Source organism: Flavobacterium sp. CAU 1735 (assembly GCF_039888695.1).
Lineage (GTDB): Bacteria > Bacteroidota > Bacteroidia > Flavobacteriales > Flavobacteriaceae > Flavobacterium.
Genome location: NZ_JBDQQQ010000007.1, coordinates 67,399 through 87,009, shown reverse-complemented (window position 1 = coordinate 87,009; position 19,611 = coordinate 67,399). Strand labels below are relative to the sequence as shown.

Sequence of the window (19,611 nt, the reverse complement as noted above, 5' to 3'; positions counted from 1 at the left end):
CTCGGTTTGTTATTCCATATCTCTTCCGAATCGTTCAAACAGTTTGTTGTAACTGTTAAACTTCGTTTTGTTCGTGTTGAAGAAGTCTTTGTCGTATCGCTTCATGATATCGAGTAAGGCGCGGTAACGCTCAATATCCGTTACAATGTCAACATACATATCGTTTTGTTCTGCAGCTTTTAATCCTTTGTAATACGTCAGGTTTTCCTGGTATTTTTTAGATAGTTTGTTTAGGATATCGCGTGCTTTGGCTGTTTCGCCCACTTCGTAATATCCGGATGCAAACGGTTCCACAAAGGTGTAGAAACCAAATTCATCGATTGGCATTTTTTTCATAGCCAGATCAATAATGTTTTTGGCTTTGTCATTTTTGCCTTCTTCGATTAATTTTTCCGTTAAACGAGCCAGGTTGGTACGATAGGAAATACTGTTTTTGCGCGTTTCCGGATCGTGATAGATTCTCGGATCACCACTATTGCCCCAATCCCATGACATAACGATTTTGTACATCTTTTCGGTATCGATATTACCCATATCCAGCGGACTTCCGTCTTTTGGAATCGGTGTTTTAACCGGAACCAGTTTGTAAACCATTCCGTCCAGTTGCAGGTAATCTTTCATCCAGATATAATCGTCGTCACCAAAGCTTCCACCGGTAAAGTAAATCGGGCGCTTCCAGTTGTTGTTATAAACCAGATCCAACATCATCAATCGGTTGATGTATAAAGCACTTCCTTTGATTTCAAAGTCAATAGCCGGAACAATCGAATCGTTTAAGGCCGGATTAACCACTTTGTTTTTGATCACGGTTGCTTTATCAACCGGAATACGGATTTTATTGGTCGGGTAGAAGTGGATTTTTTGTCCGCTTCTTGGAATTGTAAATAAGGTTCGTTCGTCATCACTCTTAATAAAGTCGATGAATTGTTTGATGTCGATACGGTCTTTGGTTAATTCCTGAAAGAACATATAATCGCGTTTCCCTTTTACATACTGATCGTGTGTAAATGAAATCGGTAACGGATCCGAATTATAGGCCTTCGACTTCATCTGATCGATATACCAGTCTTGTGTGAATAACTGCGTATTAACAATTCGTACGTCGGTTCGGTAGCCTTCAATTTCCTGTGCATACCAAAGTGGGAACGTGTCGTTGTCGCCAATGGTAAACAATATGGCGTTCGGTTCGCAGGAATCCAGATAGGCTTTTGCCATGGCAACAGCCGTATAACGGTGTGAACGGTCGTGATCGTCCCAGTTTTCTTTGGCCATCAATACCGGAGCGGCCAGTAAACAGGCTGCGATAACCACAGGTCCGGCAATTTTTGGCTGTAAATAATTTTTAATTCCGTCGTAAATAGCATAGACACCAAAGCCCAACCACATCGCAAAAATATAGAAGGAACCTACTAAGGCATAATCTCTTTCGCGTGGTTCAAACGGACGTTCGTTTAGGAATACTTTTAATGCCAAACTGGTAAAAAGGAATAGTACCAGTAATACATAGAAACTTTTCAGGTCTTTTCGGGCATGGAAAACCATTCCGATGATTCCTAGGATAAACGGTAGGAAGTAATACGTATTACGCGCTTTGTTGTTTAATACATCCGAAGGAAGGTTGTCTTGGGAGCCTAAACGGATGGCATCGATAAATTTGATACCACTGATCCAATTTCCGTTTTGAGTGTCGTATTTTCCTTGTATATCGTTCTGACGACCGGTGAAGTTCCACATTAGGTAACGCCAGTACATATAACCAAACTGGTATTCGAACATAAATTGCATGTTATCGATAAACGATGGTTTTTCGATAATCAGGTATTCGCCATAGGCTTTTAAGAATTTGTCGTATTCTTCAATTCCTAATTTACCGCTTCCATAAGCATTACGGAATTCAGATACGATTTGTACCAGTTCATCTTCGTGCGAATATTCCGGATTGATAGTGAATTTAACCGGACGTGTAAACGTCATGTAGTTTACCGCATTATCGGTACTCCACATTCTCGGTAAAAATCCTTTTTGATCGTCGCTGGTATTTTGACGGGCGTTTACGTAGTTGTTTACGATTTTATACGTTCCGGTTTTATAATCCCGTTCGTAGTTTGGTTTTTCATCCTGATATGGATTTTCTTCGTCAAGTCCTACGTAACCTTCTGTAAATAACGGACCGTAAAATGTTTTTTGCTCTCCGTATTGTTCACGGTTATAGTAGGCTAGTACCTCTGCGGCATCCGACGGTCTGTTTTCATTGATTACCACATTCGCGTTTGCACGGATCGGTAACATCAACCAGGTTGAAAACCCGATTAGTACAAATAAGATGCAAAGTAATAGTGTATTGTATAATGGTTTTTCTTTCTTTTTGGTATAACGTAAACCGAAATAGAAGAAAAGAACAATCAATAATGCGGCAAATATAGTTCCGGAGTTAAACGGTAATCCTAAGGAGTTTACCATAAAGATTTCCATTTTTCCGAAAAAGGCTAAAGTATACGGTAGTAAGAATTTGAAAACAAAAAACAGGATCACAACAATAACGATATTGGCAATGATAAAGTTTTTAACGGTTACGGTTTTATAGTTCTTAAAATAATAAAGCAAGCCAATGGAAGGAATGGTCAATAAAGCCATAAAGTGGACACCAAACGACAAACCGATCATTAATGAGATCAATAACAGCCATTTATTTCCACGCGGACTGTGCATGTCTTCTTCCCAACGCAATGCCAGCCAGAATAGTACGGCTATAAACAGGGAAGCCATAGCATATACTTCGGCTTCGGTAGCGCTAAACCAGAAACTATCGGTAAAAGTAAAAGCAAGGGAACCAACTAAAGCACTTCCCAATACTACGATAGCATTGTTTTTGTTAAACTCGGTATAGCTGGAAACAACTTTTTTCAGGATAAGGGTCATCGACCAAAACATGAATAAAATGGTAAAAGCACTCGAAAATACCGACATCATGTTTACCATCAGGGCTACTTTTTCCGGACCGGAGGCAAACATGGCGAAAAAGGCACCTATCATTTGGAACAAAGGCGCTCCGGGCGGGTGACCTACTTCCAGTTTGGCTGAAGTGGCAATATACTCACCACAATCCCAAAAACTTAATGAGGGTTCTACTGTTAGTGAATACGTGATTAAGGCAATTGCAAATGTGAACCATCCAAGGATAGTGTTCCATTTTTTAAAGTTAAATGTTACCATATAATACCGTCTAATTTTTTCGTATTAAATCTTTTACAAAGAAACTATTTTTTTGGAGAAAGAGCGCTGAAAATATTTTTTTAATATTTTTTTATCAAAAGTTTGGATTGTAAAATAATTGTCCTACATTTGCACCCGGAAATCAGTAACGATGCCGCTTTTACTGACCCATGGTGTAATGGTAACACAGCTGATTTTGGTTCAGTCGTTCTAGGTTCGAGTCCTAGTGGGTCAACAAAAAGCCTCTCAATTTGAGAGGCTTTTTTAATTTACCTGAGTTTGTTTTTAAAGAAAAAAACAACCGGTTTTTGGGTTGTATAAATAAAAAAACCGCTTCATATTGAAGCGGTTTTTTATTGGTATACTTGTTTTAGATTTTGAAAGTGACAACCGGGCGTTTGGCATGATTTACCAAATCTTCGCTGATGCTTCCGTTAAAGAAGTGGGAAAGACCTTTTCGACCATGTGTGCTAATTCCGATAAGATCGGCATTAACGCTTTTGGCAAAATGTAAAATTCCTTTTTCTACGTTTACATCATTGTAAATATGTGTTGAATAATTGTTGGTGTCGAATGCCGTAACAAAATCGTTGATCATTTTCTCGGCTACGGAAGTCGATTTAAAATTATTCGGTGTATTTACCATTAATAAATGGATTTTAGCGTTGAATTCGTTGGCGAACTCGATCACTTTTTTAAATGGTTTTTTGGCTTCGTCTGTAAAATCGGATGCGAATACAAAATTGTTAACCGTGAAATTGTCGGAGTCTTTTTTGATGACCAATACCGGAGTTTCGGAGTGGCGAACTACTTTTTCGGTATTGGATCCGATAAACATTTCTTTAAAACCGCTGGCTCCGTGTGAACCCATAACGATCAGGTCGATTTCGTCTTTGCCGCTAAAATTCAGAATCCCGTCAAAAGCTCTTTCAAGTTTGGTGATTTGTGTTACGCTGATTCCGGATAGGATATCGGAATTGGCAATTTCGTCCAATCTTTCTTCTGCTTTTTTCTTGAAAAAGATGATTTCGGGAATGTCATGTCCGCTTCCAATAGCATCGCTTCCTTCATGAGGTAATTCCAACATGTGAAGTAAAACGATTTCTCCATTGTTTTTTCTGGCGATTTGTGCGGCTACTTTTAAGGCGTATTCAGCATGATCGGAAAAATCGGTAGGGACTAAAATTTTTTTCATAATACTAGGGGTGTAAGATTTTTGGTGTTTTATTTGTTGTAATTGTTATTCATAAAGGTAGGAAATTAAATTGCAATACACAATTGATTTTCAATAATTAAAAAAAATATACTATATTTGCGCCGTTATTTATTAATGAACTAAATAATGAGGGGGCAGTAAGTCCCCTCTTTTTATACTAATATGGCATTTAAAGATAAAGTTAGCGCGTTGCTGGATGAGGGGTTGTCTCAAAAGCCGTCTCTTTTTTTAATTGATTTAACAATAACCGATACTTACAAAATTATTGTAACTTTAGACGGTGATAATGGTGTAAGTCTTCAGGACTGTATTGACATTAGCCGGGCTATTGAACATAACCTGGATCGGGAAGAACAGGATTTTTCGCTGGAAGTGGCTTCTGCGGGAGCATCCACACCGCTTAAAACCCCGAGACAATACAAGAAGAATATCGGACGAAAACTGAAAGTGACAACCGCAACCGAAAAAATCGAAGCGGAACTAACAGATGCCAATGAAGAATTTGTTGTTTTGGAATGGAAAGCCAGAGAACCAAAACAAGTTGGTAAAGGAAAAGAAACCGTTCAGAAAAAAGCGGAAATTCCTTATTCGGATATCAAGGAAGCAATTGTTATAATAACATTTTAAATAAAAAGTTTGCATGGAAAATATTGCATTAATCGAGTCGTTTTCAGAATTTAAAGACGATAAACTAATCGACAGAGTTACCTTAATGGCAATTTTAGAAGATGTGTTTAGAAATGCATTGAAGAAGAAATATGGTTCGGATGATAACTTCGATATTATTATAAATCCTGATAAAGGTGATATGGAGATCTGGAGAAACCGTGTGGTGGTTGCCGATGGTGAAGTGGAAGATCAAAACTCCGAAATCTCTTTGTCTGAAGCCCGTAAAATCGAGCCGGATTTCGAAGTAGGTGAAGAAGTATCTGAAGAGGTAAAATTAATCCAGTTAGGTAGAAGAGCTATTTTAGCATTGCGTCAGAACCTGATTTCTAAAATTCACGAACACGATAATACCAATCTTTATAAGCAATTTAAAGATTTAATTGGCGATATTTACACGGCAGAAGTGCATCACGTACGTCCAAAAGCAGTTATTCTGGTGGATGACGAAGGAAATGAAATTGTGTTGCCAAAAGAAAAACAAATCCCGTCCGATTTCTTCCGTAAAGGAGATAACGTACGCGGAATCATTGAAAATGTGGAGTTGAAAGGGAATAAGCCACAAATCATTATGTCCCGTACTTCTGAGAAATTCCTTGAAAAATTATTCGAACAGGAAATTCCGGAGGTATTCGACGGTTTGATTACGGTGAAAAAAGTAGTGCGTATTCCAGGTGAAAAAGCAAAAGTAGCTGTAGATTCGTACGATGACAGAATTGATCCGGTTGGAGCTTGTGTGGGAATGAAAGGTTCTCGTATCCACGGTATCGTTCGCGAATTGGGTAATGAAAATATCGATGTAATCAATTATACTTCCAATACGCAATTGTTTATTACCAGAGCGCTTAGCCCGGCTAAAGTGTCTTCTGTGAAAATTGATGAAGAAAAGAAATCAGCCGAAGTATTCCTGAAACTGGAAGAAGTGTCAAAAGCAATCGGACGTGGTGGACATAACATCAAATTGGCAGGATTGTTAACCGGATACGAACTGGATGTAATCCGTGAAGGAAATACATTGGAGGAAGAGGATGATGTTGAATTAACAGAATTCTCTGATGAAATCGAAGGATGGGTTATCGAAGAGTTTGCTAAAATCGGATTGGATACAGCAAGAAGTATATTAAACCAGGATGTGGCCGATTTAGTAAGAAGAACGGATCTTGAAGAAGAAACGGTTTTAGATGTTATCCGAATTTTAAAAGAAGAATTCGAAGACTAACACAAGGAATACAGCTAAACAACAACAACACACGCATTACGATAATATTAAAAAGATTATATGTCTGAAGAAAGAGTAATAAGAATTAACAAGGTTTTAAGGGAATTAAACATTTCTCTGGATAGAGCTGTGGACTATTTAAAAGATAAGGGATATACAATTGAATCCAGTCCGAATGCTAAAATTTCTAATGAGGAATATTCTATCTTGTGCGGTCAATTCTCTGCTGATAAAGGTAAAAAGGTGGCTTCTCTGGAGGTGAGCGAGGAGAAAAAGAAAGAGAAAGAGGCCTTGCGAGTGGAAAGAGAACGTGAGATGGAAGAGAAACGCAAAGAGGAAGAAAAACAACGTCAGGATATCATCAAAGCCAAAGCGACCCTTTCGGGGCCAAAAGCTATTGGTAAAATCGACCTGAACCCGAAAAAAACTGAAGTTGTTGCTGAAAAACCTTCTTCAGAAGAAACGGAAGTCGTAAACACTCCGGAAGTAAAACCGGAAGTAGAACATAAAGCGGTGGAAGAAAAAATCGTAGAAAAAACTCCTGAAGTAGCTCCTGTAGCACCGGAACCTAAAGAGGTTAAGGAAATCAAGGAAGTGAAAGAGGTTAAAGAAATTAAGGAAGTTAAAGTAGTTAAGGAAGAGAAAACAGAAAAAGCGGAACCGGCTAAACCTGCCGCTGCTGCTGATGCACCTGTTGAGGAAGAGCGTATTGAAACGCAATACCAAAAACTTTCCGGAACAACTTTTACCGGTCAGATGATCGACCTTTCTCAGTTTAATAAACCGAAAAAGAAGAAAGAAGAATTCAAAAAAGACAACAACAAACCGAACACGGGTAATACTGCCAATGCCGGTCAGGGTGGTCAGAATTCAAATAACAATAACAATGCTAACAAGAGCAAGAGAAAACGTATTCCGCCAAAACCGGGAACGCCTGGTGCTCAGCAGGGAAACAATCCACAGCAAGGTGGAGGTAACAACAACAACCGTCAGGGCGGTGGAGGAAATAATCCGAGATTCGGAAATAATAAGCCTGGATTCCAAAAAGGAAACCGTCCGGCAATTGTTTCTAAAGTCGAGCCTACGGAAGAAGAAGTTAAAAACCAAATCAAAGAAACTTTAGAAAGACTTCAAGGTAAAGGAAGTAAGTCTAAAGCGGCAAAATACAGAAGAGATAAAAGAGATTCGCACCGTCAGAAATCAGATGACGAGCAAAGAGCGATGGAAGAAGGAAGCAAAGTACTTAAAGTAACGGAATTCGTTACTGTAGGTGAAATTGCAACCATGATGGATGTGCCAATCACTAAAGTTATCGGAACCTGTATGTCGTTGGGTATCATGGTGACTATGAACCAACGATTGGATGCTGAAACGCTTTCTATTGTAGCGGATGAGTTTGGTTATGAAGTAGAATTTATTACAACCGATATCGAAGAAGCAATCGAAGTAGTGGAAGACAGACCGGAAGATCTGGAACACCGCGCACCGATTGTAACGGTAATGGGTCACGTTGACCACGGTAAAACATCCTTATTGGATTACATCCGTAAGACTAATGTTATTGCAGGAGAGTCCGGAGGTATTACACAGCACATTGGTGCTTATGGAGTACGATTGGATAACGGTCAGCGTATCGCATTCTTAGATACTCCGGGTCACGAGGCGTTTACCGCGATGCGTGCCCGTGGTGCTCAGGTTACGGATATCGTAATTATCGTGATTGCTGCCGACGATGACATCATGCCGCAAACCAAAGAGGCGATCAGCCACGCACAAGCTGCAGGTGTACCGTTGATCTTCGCAATCAATAAAGTGGATAAGCCTACGGCAAATCCTGAAAAAATTAAAGAAAAACTAGCCGGTATGAACCTATTGGTTGAAGACTGGGGTGGTAAATACCAATCACACGATATCTCTGCTAAAACAGGATTAGGCGTGAAAGAATTACTTGAAAAAGTATTATTAGAGGCTGAAATCCTTGATTTAAAAGCGAATCCAAACAAACCGGCTGTCGGAACTGTAGTGGAAGCCTTCCTTGATAAAGGACGTGGTTATGTGTCTACTGTATTGGTTCAGGCGGGAACATTGCGAATCGGAGATTATGTATTAGCAGGTAAACACCACGGTAAGGTGAAAGCGATGCACGATGAGCGAGGACATAATATCAAAGAAGCAGGTCCTTCTACGCCGATTTCAATCTTAGGTCTTGATGGAGCGCCAACAGCAGGGGATAAGTTTAGTGTGTTTGAAGATGAAAGAGAAGCAAAACAAATCGCTGTTAAACGTGCACAATTATTACGTGAGCAATCGGTTCGTACGCAGAAACATATTACACTTGCCGAAATCGGTCGTCGTATCGCTTTAGGTCAGTTTAAAGAATTAAACATCATCCTTAAAGGAGACGTGGATGGATCGGTAGAAGCATTATCCGATTCCTTCTCAAAATTATCAACCGAAGAAATCCAGATCCGTATCATCCACAAAGGAGTTGGTGCAATTACCGAATCTGACGTATTGTTGGCTTCTGCATCGGATGCGATCATCATCGGATTTAACGTACGTCCTTCCGGAAGTGCAAAACAATTGGCTGATAAAGAAGAAATCGATATCCGAAACTACTCGATCATTTACGACGCGATCGACGATTTGAAAGATGCGATGGAAGGTATGTTATCACCGGAATTAAAAGAAGAAATTACCGGTACTGCCGAAATCCGCGAAACATTCAAAATCTCGAAAGTGGGTACGATTGCAGGATGTATGGTTACCGATGGTAAAATCTTCCGTAACTCGAGAATCCGACTTATCCGTGATGGTGTGGTAATCTTTACCGGTGAATTGAGTACGCTAAAACGTTTTAAAGACGATGTAAAAGAAGTTTCCAAAGGATATGACTGTGGTATGCAGATCAAAAACTACAACGATATCAAAGAATACGATATCATTGAAGGATTCCAGGAAGTGGAAGTGAAAAAGAAACTGAAATAATCGGAATGTCTGACAGGTTTTTAAAATCTGTCAGGTGTTACCAAATAATAAAAAAGCCCCGCATAGCGGGGCTTTTTTATTTTAAAACCCGGCGGCAACCGGGTTTGTTTTTATTGTTTGTTTGGTTTTATCAGTAAGGCATTCGGGTATTTCTTCTTGATGTCCAATAGGTTTTTTTCGGCCTCTATACGTGTTTTAAACGAACCGATCCAAACCTTGTAGGAAGGATTGTTATATACGATGGTTCCGTCCATATTTCTGAATTCTTTTCGGAAATTTACCAACGTTTTTTTGGCTTCGTCATTAGTACCGTAAAAAATTTGAATTTTATACCGATCGTTAACAGTTATGGAGCTATTTATTTTTCGTTTTTCATTTAATAACTGTTCGAATTTTGGATCCTGATCTATGTTAATTTTTGCGGTTTGCGCCTGTGCGATTGGGCTTAAAAATAAAGCGATTAAAGGTAAAAAGTGGATTTTGTTTACGGGTAAGATTCTCATAATGAAGTATGTTTGGTGCAAAAATACAATTATTCCGTGAAAACGGGCTCTGACGGTTTATTTAGAATGGGTATAAATTGCAATTAAGATAAATTTAAGGTTTTTTGAATAGTACATAAGTCGTATTTTTGTCGGAGTTTATAAATAAGGTAGGCTTTTGCCCTAGGACAACTCTAGACAAAATCGTGCCAAATTTAGTTGATAATCATTTTAACTATGAAAAAAGTGGGTAACCATAAATCGTTTTCAAAGATTTTATTGTTCAGTTTAGCATTAGTGCTATCTTTTTCTTTTACCTCCAATGCACAGGATGCAGCTGCAGGTAAAGCGCTTTTTAATTCTAATTGTGCCGCTTGTCACAAGTTGGATGCAGCAATGACGGGGCCTGCGCTTCGTGGTGTTACAGAACGACATGACACAGCCTGGTTGCATAAGTGGATTAAAAACAGTTCCGAGTTTATTAAATCCGGTGATGCCAAAGCTATTAAGGTATTTGAGGAGAATGACAAGAAAGTAATGACTGCTTTCCCGCAATTGTCTGATGCCGATATCGATAATATCTTAGCATATACTTCCCAACCGAAGGAGGAGCCTAAGGCTGCTGCTGTAGGTGGTGGTGCTGCCGGTGCTCAGGAAGGTGGGGTTTCTAATAACCTGGTTTTAGGGGTTTTAGCGGTGGTGCTTGCTATGTTGGTAGCAATGTTATTGTTCGTGAAAAACGTACTGAACAAAATTGCGAAAGCGAACGGTATCGAGGCTCCTGTAAAAGAGAAGTCGTTGCCAATTTGGATTGCTTTTGCCAGAAATCAATTCCTGGTATTGGTATCGGTTATTGTAATGCTTTTAGTTGGAGCATACTTTATCTACGGGTACTTAATGCAAGTAGGTGTTGATCAAGGGTATGAGCCGATTCAGCCAATTCACTTCTCGCATAAAATTCACGCAGGTGATAACGGTATTGACTGTAAATACTGTCACTCTTCTGCTCGTGTTAGTAAAACTTCAGGTATTCCGTCGTTGAATGTTTGTATGAACTGTCATAAGAACATTAATGAATTCCAAGGGGATGCCGATTCAACTTATGTTGATCATACAAAAGAATTCTACTCTGCTGAAATCCAAAAACTATACGATGCGGTAGGATGGGATAAAACAGCTCAAAAATATACAGGAAAAGTGAAACCTGTTAAGTGGGTTCGTGTTCATAATCTTCCTGACTTTGTGTACTTCAATCACTCACAGCACGTGTCTGTTGCGGGATTAGAGTGTCAGAAATGTCACGGTCCGGTTGAGACTATGGAAATTATGAGACAACATTCTCCATTAACTATGGGATGGTGTGTGAACTGTCACAGAGAAACCAATGTTAATGTGGAAGGTAACGAGTACTACAAAAAAATCCACGAAGAACTATCCAAAAAATATGGTGTAGATAAATTGACAGCTGCACAAATGGGAGGTTTAGAGTGTGGTAAATGTCACTATTAATAAATAAATTAAGAAGCTAATATCTATATACAATGGCATCAAACAAAAAATACTGGAAAAGTGTTGAAGAACTAAACGAAAATAGTTCTATTGTTGAGACGCTAAGAAACAATGAGTTTGTTGAAGAAATTCCTACCGATGAATTTCTTGGAGATAAGGATTCCTTATCGACTTCATCAACTACTCGTCGTGACTTTTTGAAATACGTAGGATTTTCTACAGCAGCAGCTTCTTTAGCTGCGTGTGAAGGTCCGGTAATCAAGTCTATTCCTTATGTAGTTCAACCTGAAGAGATCATTCCAGGTGTTGCAGATTTCTATGCAACAACTATTGCTGATGGTTTCGATTTCGCGAATATCCTTATCAAAACGCGTGAAGGTCGTCCTATTAAGGTTGAAAATAATAATTTACCTAATGCAAAAACCGGAGCGAATGCAAGAGTGCATGCTTCTGTATTATCGCTTTACGATAGCCTTCGTTTAAAACAATCTAAAATTGAAGGTAAAGATGCTTCATGGGCAGATGTTGATGCTAAAGTAACTGCAGCATTGGCAGACGCTAAAGCAAAAGGTGGACAAGTGGTTCTTTTAACCGGAACGATGGCTAGTCCGTCTACCGATAAATTGATCGCTGACTTTATCGCAAAAAATCCTACAGCTAAACATGTGGTGTATGATGCGATTTCAAGTTCTGATGCTCTTGATGCTTTCCAAATGGTATATGGAGAAAGAGCTTTAGCGGATTATGATTTCTCAAAAGCAGATGTTATTGTTTCTGTTGGAGCCGATATCTTAGGAGACTGGCAAGGTGGTGGATACGATGCAGGATATGCACAGGGACGTATTCCTAAAAACGGGAAGATGTCGAAACACATCCAAATCGAATCCAATATGTCACTTGCGGGTGCAAACGCAGACAAGCGTATCCCGATGACCGTTACAGAGCAAAAACACGCTTTAGTAAAAATATACAATGTAATTACCGGTGCTTCGGTTTCGACTCCGAAAGTAGCAAACGAAGAAGCGGTAATGAAAGCAGCACAACAATTGAAAGCTGCTGCCGGAAAAGGAGTTTTAGTTTCTGGTCTGGATGATGTTAATGCACAATTATTGGTGTTGGCTATCAACAGAGCTTTAAATGCTGAAGCTTTCAATCCAGCTACACCTCGTCTGATCCGTAAAGGTGATGCGAAAGCAGTAGCACAATTGGTAAAAGATATGAAAGCGGGTGCTGTACACACGTTAATCATGAACGGTGTTAACCCGGTTTATACGTTACCAAATTCTGCTGAATTCGTAGAAGGTCTTAACAAAGTAAAAATGTCTGTTGCGTTTTCATTAAAAGAAGATGAAACAGCTTTAAAAACAAAGGTTGCCGTTGCAACGCCACACTATTTAGAGTCTTGGGGAGATGTTTCCATCGTAAAAGGACACTATAGTATTACGCAGCCAACGATCCGTCCTTTGTTTGATACAAAACAATTCCAGGAGGCATTATTAGCCTGGACAGGAAATCCGGCTTCTTACTATGATTTCCTTAAAGCACACGGTACTTCAGTAGTAGCGAGTGGCGCAACCTGGAATAAATTAGTACACGACGGTTTCTATGTAACTCCGGTTACAGCAGCTGCCGGTGGTGCTAATGTTGATTTTGCTTCTGCTGCCGGAGCTTTAGCGCAAGCTAAAAACCTTGGTGGACTGGAATTAGTATTGTATACTAAAACCGGTATGGGTGATGGTCAACAAGCAAACAACCCTTGGTTACAAGAGTTCCCGGATCCGATTACACGTGTATCATGGGATAACTACGTAACCGTTTCTAAAAAAGACGCTGAAAAACTAGGTTTAGTAAACTATAACGTAGCAAACGGTGGATTAAACGGAAGCTACTCTACTATTGAAGTAGGTGGTGTGAAGTTGGAAAACGTTCCGGTAATTATTCAACCAGGTCAGGCTGTTGGTACTATCGGTCTTGCTTTAGGTTACGGCCGTAAAGAAGCAATGAAACAGGAAATGCAAGTTGGAGTTAATGCATATACACTTTATGCAAACATGAAATCCGACCAGTCTGCAAAAGTTTCCAAAGCAAACGGAGATCACGAATTTGCTTGTGTTCAGTTACAAAAAACATTAATGGGTAGAGGTGATATCATCAAAGAAACTACCCTTGAAATCTTCAATACTAAAGATGCTGCGGAATGGAATGTAATGCCAATGGTGTCTTTAGATCACAAAGAAACTCCGGTTACTAAAGTTGATATCTGGGATTCTTTCGATCGTTCAGTGGGTCACCACTTTAACTTATCGATCGACTTGAATGCTTGTACTGGTTGTGGTGCTTGTGTTATCGCATGTCACGCAGAAAACAACGTACCGGTAGTAGGTAAATCTGAGGTTAGAAGAAGCCGTGATATGCACTGGTTGCGTATCGACCGTTACTATTCTTCTCAGGAGACTTTCAAAGGAGATGTGGAATTAAAAGAAAATGCATCCGGATTAATGAACTCTATCGATACCTTCACCGGTATGGAAGATCCGTCAGAAAATCCACAGGTTGCTTTCCAACCGGTAATGTGTCAGCACTGTAACCACGCACCATGTGAAACAGTATGTCCGGTAGCGGCTACTTCTCACGGTCGTCAGGGACAAAACCACATGGCTTACAACCGTTGTGTGGGTACGCGTTACTGTGCAAACAACTGTCCGTATAAAGTACGTCGTTTCAACTGGTTCTTGTACAACAAAAACAGTGAGTTCGACTACCACATGAATGATGATTTAGGACGTATGGTATTGAATCCTGATGTGAACGTTCGTTCAAGAGGGGTTATGGAGAAATGTTCACTATGTATCCAGATGACTCAATCGACTATCTTAAAAGCGAAACGCGAAGGAAGATTAGTAGGTAAAGACGAGTTCCAGGTAGCATGTTCGGCAGCTTGTTCAAGCGGAGCAATGATATTTGGTGACGTAAATGATAAAGAAAGTCAGGTTGCTAAATTAGCCGAAGACGACAGAATGTATCACTTACTGGAGCACATCGGAACAAAACCAAATGTATTCTACCACGTAAAAGTTAGAAATACCTAAACAAGTAAAATAATTAATTAAGAATCAATATAAAGGATTATGTCGTCTCATTACGAAGCACCCATTAGAAAACCTTTGGTTATAGGTGATAAAACTTATCACGATGTAACAGTAGATGTAGCTAGACCTGTTGAAGGAAGAGCGAACAAACTATGGTGGATAGTATTCTCTATCGCGTTAACCGCATTCCTTTGGGGTGCTGGTTGTATGATCTACACCATTTCTACCGGTATCGGAACATGGGGATTAAATAAAACAATTGGTTGGGCATGGGATATCACCAACTTCGTATGGTGGGTAGGTATCGGTCACGCCGGAACCCTAATTTCTGCCGTACTATTATTATTCCGTCAAAAATGGAGAATGGCGATTAACCGTTCTGCAGAAGCGATGACTATCTTCTCGGTAGTTCAGGCAGGTTTATTCCCGATTATCCACATGGGTCGTCCATGGTTAGGATACTGGGTATTACCAATCCCGAACCAATTCGGTTCACTTTGGGTTAACTTTAACTCACCCTTACTTTGGGACGTATTCGCGATCTCGACCTATTTATCGGTTTCATTAGTATTCTGGTGGACTGGTTTATTACCGGATTTCGCAATGCTACGTGACCGTGCGGTAACACCATTTACAAAAAGAGTTTATTCAATCCTTTCGTTCGGATGGAGTGGTAGAGCAAAAGACTGGCAGCGTTTTGAAGAGGTATCTCTTGTATTAGCTGGTTTGGCAACACCTCTTGTACTTTCCGTACACACGATTGTATCCTTTGACTTTGCTACTTCCGTTATCCCGGGATGGCATACCACAATCTTACCTCCGTACTTCGTTGCGGGTGCGATCTTCTCCGGATTCGCAATGGTAAACACACTTTTGATCATTATGAGAAAAGTGTCTAATCTTGAAGAGTATATCACTGTACAGCATATCGAATTGATGAACATCGTAGTAATGATTACGGGGTCTATCGTAGGTATCGCTTATATCACTGAGTTATTCGTAGCTTGGTATTCAGGAGTAGAATACGAACAATATGCTTTCTTAAACAGAGCAACAGGTCCTTACTGGTGGTCATACTGGTTGATGATGACGTGTAACGTATTCTCACCGCAGTTCATGTGGTTCAAAAAATTAAGAACCAGTATCATGTTCTCATTCATTATCTCTATCGTAGTAAACATCGGTATGTGGTTTGAGCGTTTCGTAATTATCGTAACATCACTACACCGTGATTACCTACCATCTTCTTGGACTATGTTCCAGCCGACTTTTGTGGACGCTGGTATCTATATCGGTACAATCGGATTCTTCTTCGTATTATTCTTATTATATTCAAGAAGCTTCCCGGTAATTGCACAGGCAGAGGTTAAAACGATCCTAAAAACATCGGGTGATAACTACAAGAGACAAAGAGAACAAGAAGGACACAATTCACATAATCATTAATAGATCATGAGTAATAAAGTAATACATGCTATATACAATGATGATGACATTCTAATGGATGCTGTTAAAGCTACCCGTGCGGCACATCATCATATTGAAGAAGTTTACACGCCATTCCCGGTTCACGGGTTGGACAAAGCAATGGGGTTAGCGCCTACAAGAATTGCGATTGCTTCTTTCCTTTACGGTTTAGTTGGTTTATCAGTTGCGGCATCATTAATGAACTATGTAATGATTGTTGACTGGCCACAGGATATCGGTGGAAAACCAAGTTTTAGTTTTATCGATAACATGCCGGCTTTCGTGCCTATTATGTTTGAGCTTACCGTATTTTTCGCGGCTCACTTAATGGTAATCACGTTCTACCTTAGAAGTAGATTATGGCCGTTCAAAGCTGCTGAAAACCCGGATGTAAGAACTACAGACGATCACTTCTTAATGGAAGTGGCACTTCACGGAAACGAAGATGATTTGATTTCGTTCTTCAAGAATACAGGTGCTGTAGAAGTTAAAGTAATTGATAAGCATTAATTGAAGATATGAAAGCCTTATATAAAATAGTAGCATTAGTAGGTGTATCGGTTGTTACAACATCTTGTTTTAACAAATCAAAACCTAACTATCAGTTCTTTCCTAATATGTATGAGTCTGTGGCATACGAAACGTATTCACAGTCGGGTGCATTCAAAAATGGTAAAGAAGGTCAGTTACCTGCAAAAGGTTCTATTCCTAGAGGTTTCGAACCGTATGCGTACGAAAACTCAACCGCTGGTTATGAATTAGCAAAAGCAAACTTAAAATCACCTTTGGATCCTACTAAAATTGATTCCAAAAAAGGAACGGAACTGTTCAATATTTACTGTGCTATTTGTCATGGTGAAGCAGGTGATGGAAAAGGGAAACTGGTTAAAAGAGAGAAATTCTTAGGTGTACCGAGTTATGCTGACAGACCGATCACGGAAGGAAGTGTTTTCCACGTAATTACTTATGGATTAAACTCCATGGGTTCTCACGCCAACCAATTAAGTCAGGAAGAACGCTGGCAGGTTGTGGATCACGTGATGAAATTAAAAGCAGGATTATAATTGTAGAACACATTTGAAAGTATTAGATATGTACACATTTTCAAGCAAATTAAAAACTTTTGCATTTGTCATGATGGCTTTAGGGCTTGTGGGAATTGCTTTTGGTTTTTTGACTGCACCTAAGACCATCGAAGACGTAGAGAAAATTTTAGCGGATAGTCATCATGGCGGACATCATACAGAAGCTGTGGCGCACGAATCACACGATGAGCATGCTGCTGTTGCAACGCACCATGAGGAAGCTAAAACAGAAACTGTTGTTGCCGATTCATTAAAAACAGAAAATGATACTGTAGCTGCAGCAGCGCCTGTAGCAGCAGACCATCACGATAATCACAAAGCGGAAGCAGCACATGGTCACGATCATGCTGGTGCCGATGCACACGCAGAACACCAGGAGCACCTGGAGCATGTTTTGCACCAATTACAAAACAAACCTTGGGCAGCGCTTTATGTAGCATGTATCTTCTTTATGTTGATCTCCGTTGGTGTATTGGCGTTCTACGCTATCCAATGGGCGGCTCAGGCAGGTTGGTCTCCGGTATTATTCCGTGTTATGGAAGGTATCACCAGCTATTTATTACCAGGTTCTATCATTTTCTTCATCTTGTTGGTAGCAAGCGGTATGCATTTAAACCACTTATTCGTTTGGATGGATCCGGAAGTTGTAAAACACGATGAGTTAATTCAAGGAAAACAAGGATTCTTAAATGTACCTTTCTTCTTGATCAGAGCTGCAATCTTCTTAGCAGGTTGGAACTTATACCGTTATTTCTCAAGAAAAAATTCATTGGCTCAGGATAACGCTAACGATGATTCTTTCTACAAAAAGAACTTCAAATTGGCTGCTGGATTCTTAGTGTTCTTTATCGTAACAGAATCGATCGCTTCTTGGGATTGGATTATGTCGGTTGATCCACACTGGTACAGTACCTTATTCGGATGGTATGTATTCGCCAGCTTCTTCGTAAGCGGAATCACTACAATCGCTTTCGTTACGTTGTACTTAAAATCAAAAGGATATTTAGAGCACGTGAATACAAGTCACATCCACGATTTGGCTAAATTCATGTTCGGTATCTCTGTTTTCTGGACCTACTTATGGTTCTCACAATTCATGTTAATGTGGTATTCGAACATCCCGGAAGAGGTAACGTACTTCATTACGCGAATTGAAAATTATAAATTACCATTCTTCGGAATGTTGGCCTTAAACTTCGTATTCCCTATATTAATCTTGATCAATACTGATTTCAAACGTTTAAGTTGGGTTGTAGTAATGGCAGGTCTTTTAATCTTAACCGGTCACTATATTGACTTCTTCAATATGATTATGCCGGCTACGGTTGGTGACCAGTGGTTCATCGGAGTATCTGAGATCGGTTCATTAATGTTCTTCTTCGGACTATTTATCGTTGTCGTATTTACAGCTTTAACAAAAGCTCCTTTATTGGCAAAACGTAATCCGTTAATTGAAGAAAGTAAACATTTTCATTATTAATATTTAAAGTAATAAACAAATGACAGGTTTATTGATACTTATAGTTGTAGTTTTATTAGGAGTTGCTATCTGGCAATTGACTAAGATATTCGATTTAACCCAGGTTGGACGCGTTGCTGATAAATCAGAAGTTGCCAATGAAAAAGACAATAATGTTAATGGTTACTTGATGTTCGGGTTCTTAGGGTTTATTTACATATTCACTATTTACTCTTTATTAAAATGGGGTCACCTGGTTTTAGGTACACCCGCTTCAGAACACGGTAAGGATTACGATAATCTGATGATGATTTCAATGGTATTGATTTTCTTCGTTCAGACGATCACTCAGGCATTATTGCACTACTTTGCATTCAAATACAGAGGTCAGAAAGACACCAAAGCGTTATATTTCGCCGATAATGATAAATTAGAGTTTATCTGGACTATTATCCCGGTAATCGTTTTAGCAGGTTTGATCCTTTACGGATTATATGCTTGGACAAACATTATGTTTGTAGACGAAGAGGAAGAAGTAATCTACGTAGAATTATACGCAAAACAATTTAGCTGGGAAGCACGTTACGGAGGTGAAGACAATGCTTTAGGTAAAGCGAACGTTCGTTTTATCGAAGGAATCAACACAGTAGGTGTGGATATGTCCGATCCGAATGCTCAGGATGATAAAGTTGTAAACGAATTACACTTACCGGTAGGTAAAAAAGTGGTTTTCAAAATCCGTTCTCAGGACGTATTGCACTCCGCTTATATGCCACACTTCAGAGCGCAGATGAACTGTGTTCCGGGTATGGTAACACAATTTGCTTTCACACCGACAGTAACTACTGATCAAATGCGTCAGGATCCTGCGATTGTGGAAAAAGTGGCCAACATTAATATCATTAGAGCAAAGAAAAGTGCTGAACTTGTTGCCAAAGGTGAAACTGCTTTAGATCCGTATACTTTTGATTACTTACTTTTATGTAACAAAATTTGTGGACCGTCTCACTACAACATGCAGATGAAAATCGTTGTAGAAAGCGAAGCAGATTATAAAAAATGGTTAAAAGAAAAACCTACTTTAGCTAGCGCTATTAAAGAGGCTAACAAAGCGGCAGCTCCGGCTCCTGCAGCAGCATCTGAAGCAAAAGCACCGGCAGCAGCAGCTCCGGTAGCCGATACCACTAAAGTTTTGGCACAAGTAGTAAAAAAATAATT

The 19,611-nt window shown here is 39.6% G+C and carries 13 protein-coding genes and 1 tRNA gene; 11 read left to right on the top strand and 3 right to left on the bottom strand.

Annotation, left to right across the window (positions count from 1 at the left end):
• Window positions 1-9 precede the first annotated feature (9 nt).
• Window positions 10-3,213, bottom strand: coding sequence for a DUF2723 domain-containing protein (locus AAFN64_RS14775; RefSeq protein WP_347761018.1), 3,204 nt, complete (start codon window positions 3,211-3,213; stop codon window positions 10-12).
• Between the two features lie 164 nt (window positions 3,214-3,377).
• On the opposite strand from AAFN64_RS14775, the gene AAFN64_RS14770 reads away from it, so the two are divergent.
• Window positions 3,378-3,448 (top strand) — tRNA-Gln (locus AAFN64_RS14770).
• A 135-nt stretch (window positions 3,449-3,583) separates the two neighbouring features.
• Here AAFN64_RS14770 and AAFN64_RS14765 read toward each other — a convergent pair.
• Window positions 3,584-4,408, bottom strand: coding sequence for a universal stress protein (locus tag AAFN64_RS14765; protein WP_347761017.1), 825 nt, complete (start codon window positions 4,406-4,408; stop codon window positions 3,584-3,586).
• 183 nt (window positions 4,409-4,591) lie between these two features.
• On the opposite strand from AAFN64_RS14765, the gene rimP reads away from it, so the two are divergent.
• From rimP to infB, 3 genes are read left to right on the top strand one after another with little or no spacing between them, the layout of a single operon-like run.
• On the top strand, window positions 4,592-5,056 hold the full coding sequence (rimP, locus tag AAFN64_RS14760) for a ribosome assembly cofactor RimP (RefSeq protein WP_300491563.1): 465 nt from the start codon (window positions 4,592-4,594) through the stop codon (window positions 5,054-5,056).
• A 13-nt stretch (window positions 5,057-5,069) separates the two neighbouring features.
• On the top strand, window positions 5,070-6,314 hold the full coding sequence (gene nusA, locus AAFN64_RS14755; RefSeq protein WP_300491565.1) for a transcription termination factor NusA: 1,245 nt from the start codon (window positions 5,070-5,072) through the stop codon (window positions 6,312-6,314).
• A gap of 60 nt (window positions 6,315-6,374) precedes the next feature.
• Window positions 6,375-9,302 (top strand): translation initiation factor IF-2, encoded by a 2,928-nt coding sequence (gene infB, locus AAFN64_RS14750; protein ID WP_300491567.1) that lies wholly within the window; start codon window positions 6,375-6,377, stop codon window positions 9,300-9,302.
• A 110-nt stretch (window positions 9,303-9,412) separates the two neighbouring features.
• Here infB and AAFN64_RS14745 read toward each other — a convergent pair whose 3' ends face one another.
• Window positions 9,413-9,805, bottom strand: a complete 393-nt coding sequence (locus AAFN64_RS14745) for an SPOR domain-containing protein (RefSeq protein ID WP_300491569.1) — start codon at window positions 9,803-9,805, stop codon at window positions 9,413-9,415.
• A gap of 216 nt (window positions 9,806-10,021) precedes the next feature.
• On the opposite strand from AAFN64_RS14745, the gene AAFN64_RS14740 reads away from it, so the two are divergent.
• Genes AAFN64_RS14740 through AAFN64_RS14710 form a run of 7 tightly spaced genes read left to right on the top strand, consistent with a single transcriptional unit; the run spans window position 10,022 to window position 19,609 of the window.
• Window positions 10,022-11,293, top strand: coding sequence for a c-type cytochrome (locus AAFN64_RS14740; protein ID WP_347761015.1), 1,272 nt, complete (start codon window positions 10,022-10,024; stop codon window positions 11,291-11,293).
• Window positions 11,294-11,325: 32 nt separating this feature from the next.
• Window positions 11,326-14,382 carry a TAT-variant-translocated molybdopterin oxidoreductase gene (locus AAFN64_RS14735; RefSeq protein ID WP_347761013.1) on the top strand — a complete coding sequence of 1,019 codons (3,057 nt, stop codon included), beginning with the start codon at window positions 11,326-11,328 and terminating at the stop codon, window positions 14,380-14,382.
• A 39-nt stretch (window positions 14,383-14,421) separates the two neighbouring features.
• Window positions 14,422-15,828: an NrfD/PsrC family molybdoenzyme membrane anchor subunit gene (gene nrfD, locus AAFN64_RS14730; protein WP_300491575.1), complete on the top strand. Its 1,407-nt coding sequence runs from the start codon at window positions 14,422-14,424 to the stop codon at window positions 15,826-15,828.
• 6 nt (window positions 15,829-15,834) lie between these two features.
• Entirely contained in the window at window positions 15,835-16,359 is a 525-nt protein-coding gene (locus AAFN64_RS14725) for a DUF3341 domain-containing protein (RefSeq protein ID WP_136403837.1), read from the top strand.
• Window positions 16,360-16,367: 8 nt separating this feature from the next.
• Window positions 16,368-16,913, top strand: a complete 546-nt coding sequence (locus AAFN64_RS14720; protein WP_300491577.1) for a cytochrome c — start codon at window positions 16,368-16,370, stop codon at window positions 16,911-16,913.
• 28 nt (window positions 16,914-16,941) lie between these two features.
• Window positions 16,942-18,414, top strand: coding sequence for a quinol:cytochrome C oxidoreductase (locus AAFN64_RS14715; protein WP_300491585.1), 1,473 nt, complete (start codon window positions 16,942-16,944; stop codon window positions 18,412-18,414).
• Between the two features lie 19 nt (window positions 18,415-18,433).
• Window positions 18,434-19,609: a cytochrome c oxidase subunit II gene (locus tag AAFN64_RS14710; RefSeq protein ID WP_347761011.1), complete on the top strand. Its 1,176-nt coding sequence runs from the start codon at window positions 18,434-18,436 to the stop codon at window positions 19,607-19,609.
• The last annotated feature ends 2 nt before the right edge of the window (window positions 19,610-19,611 follow it).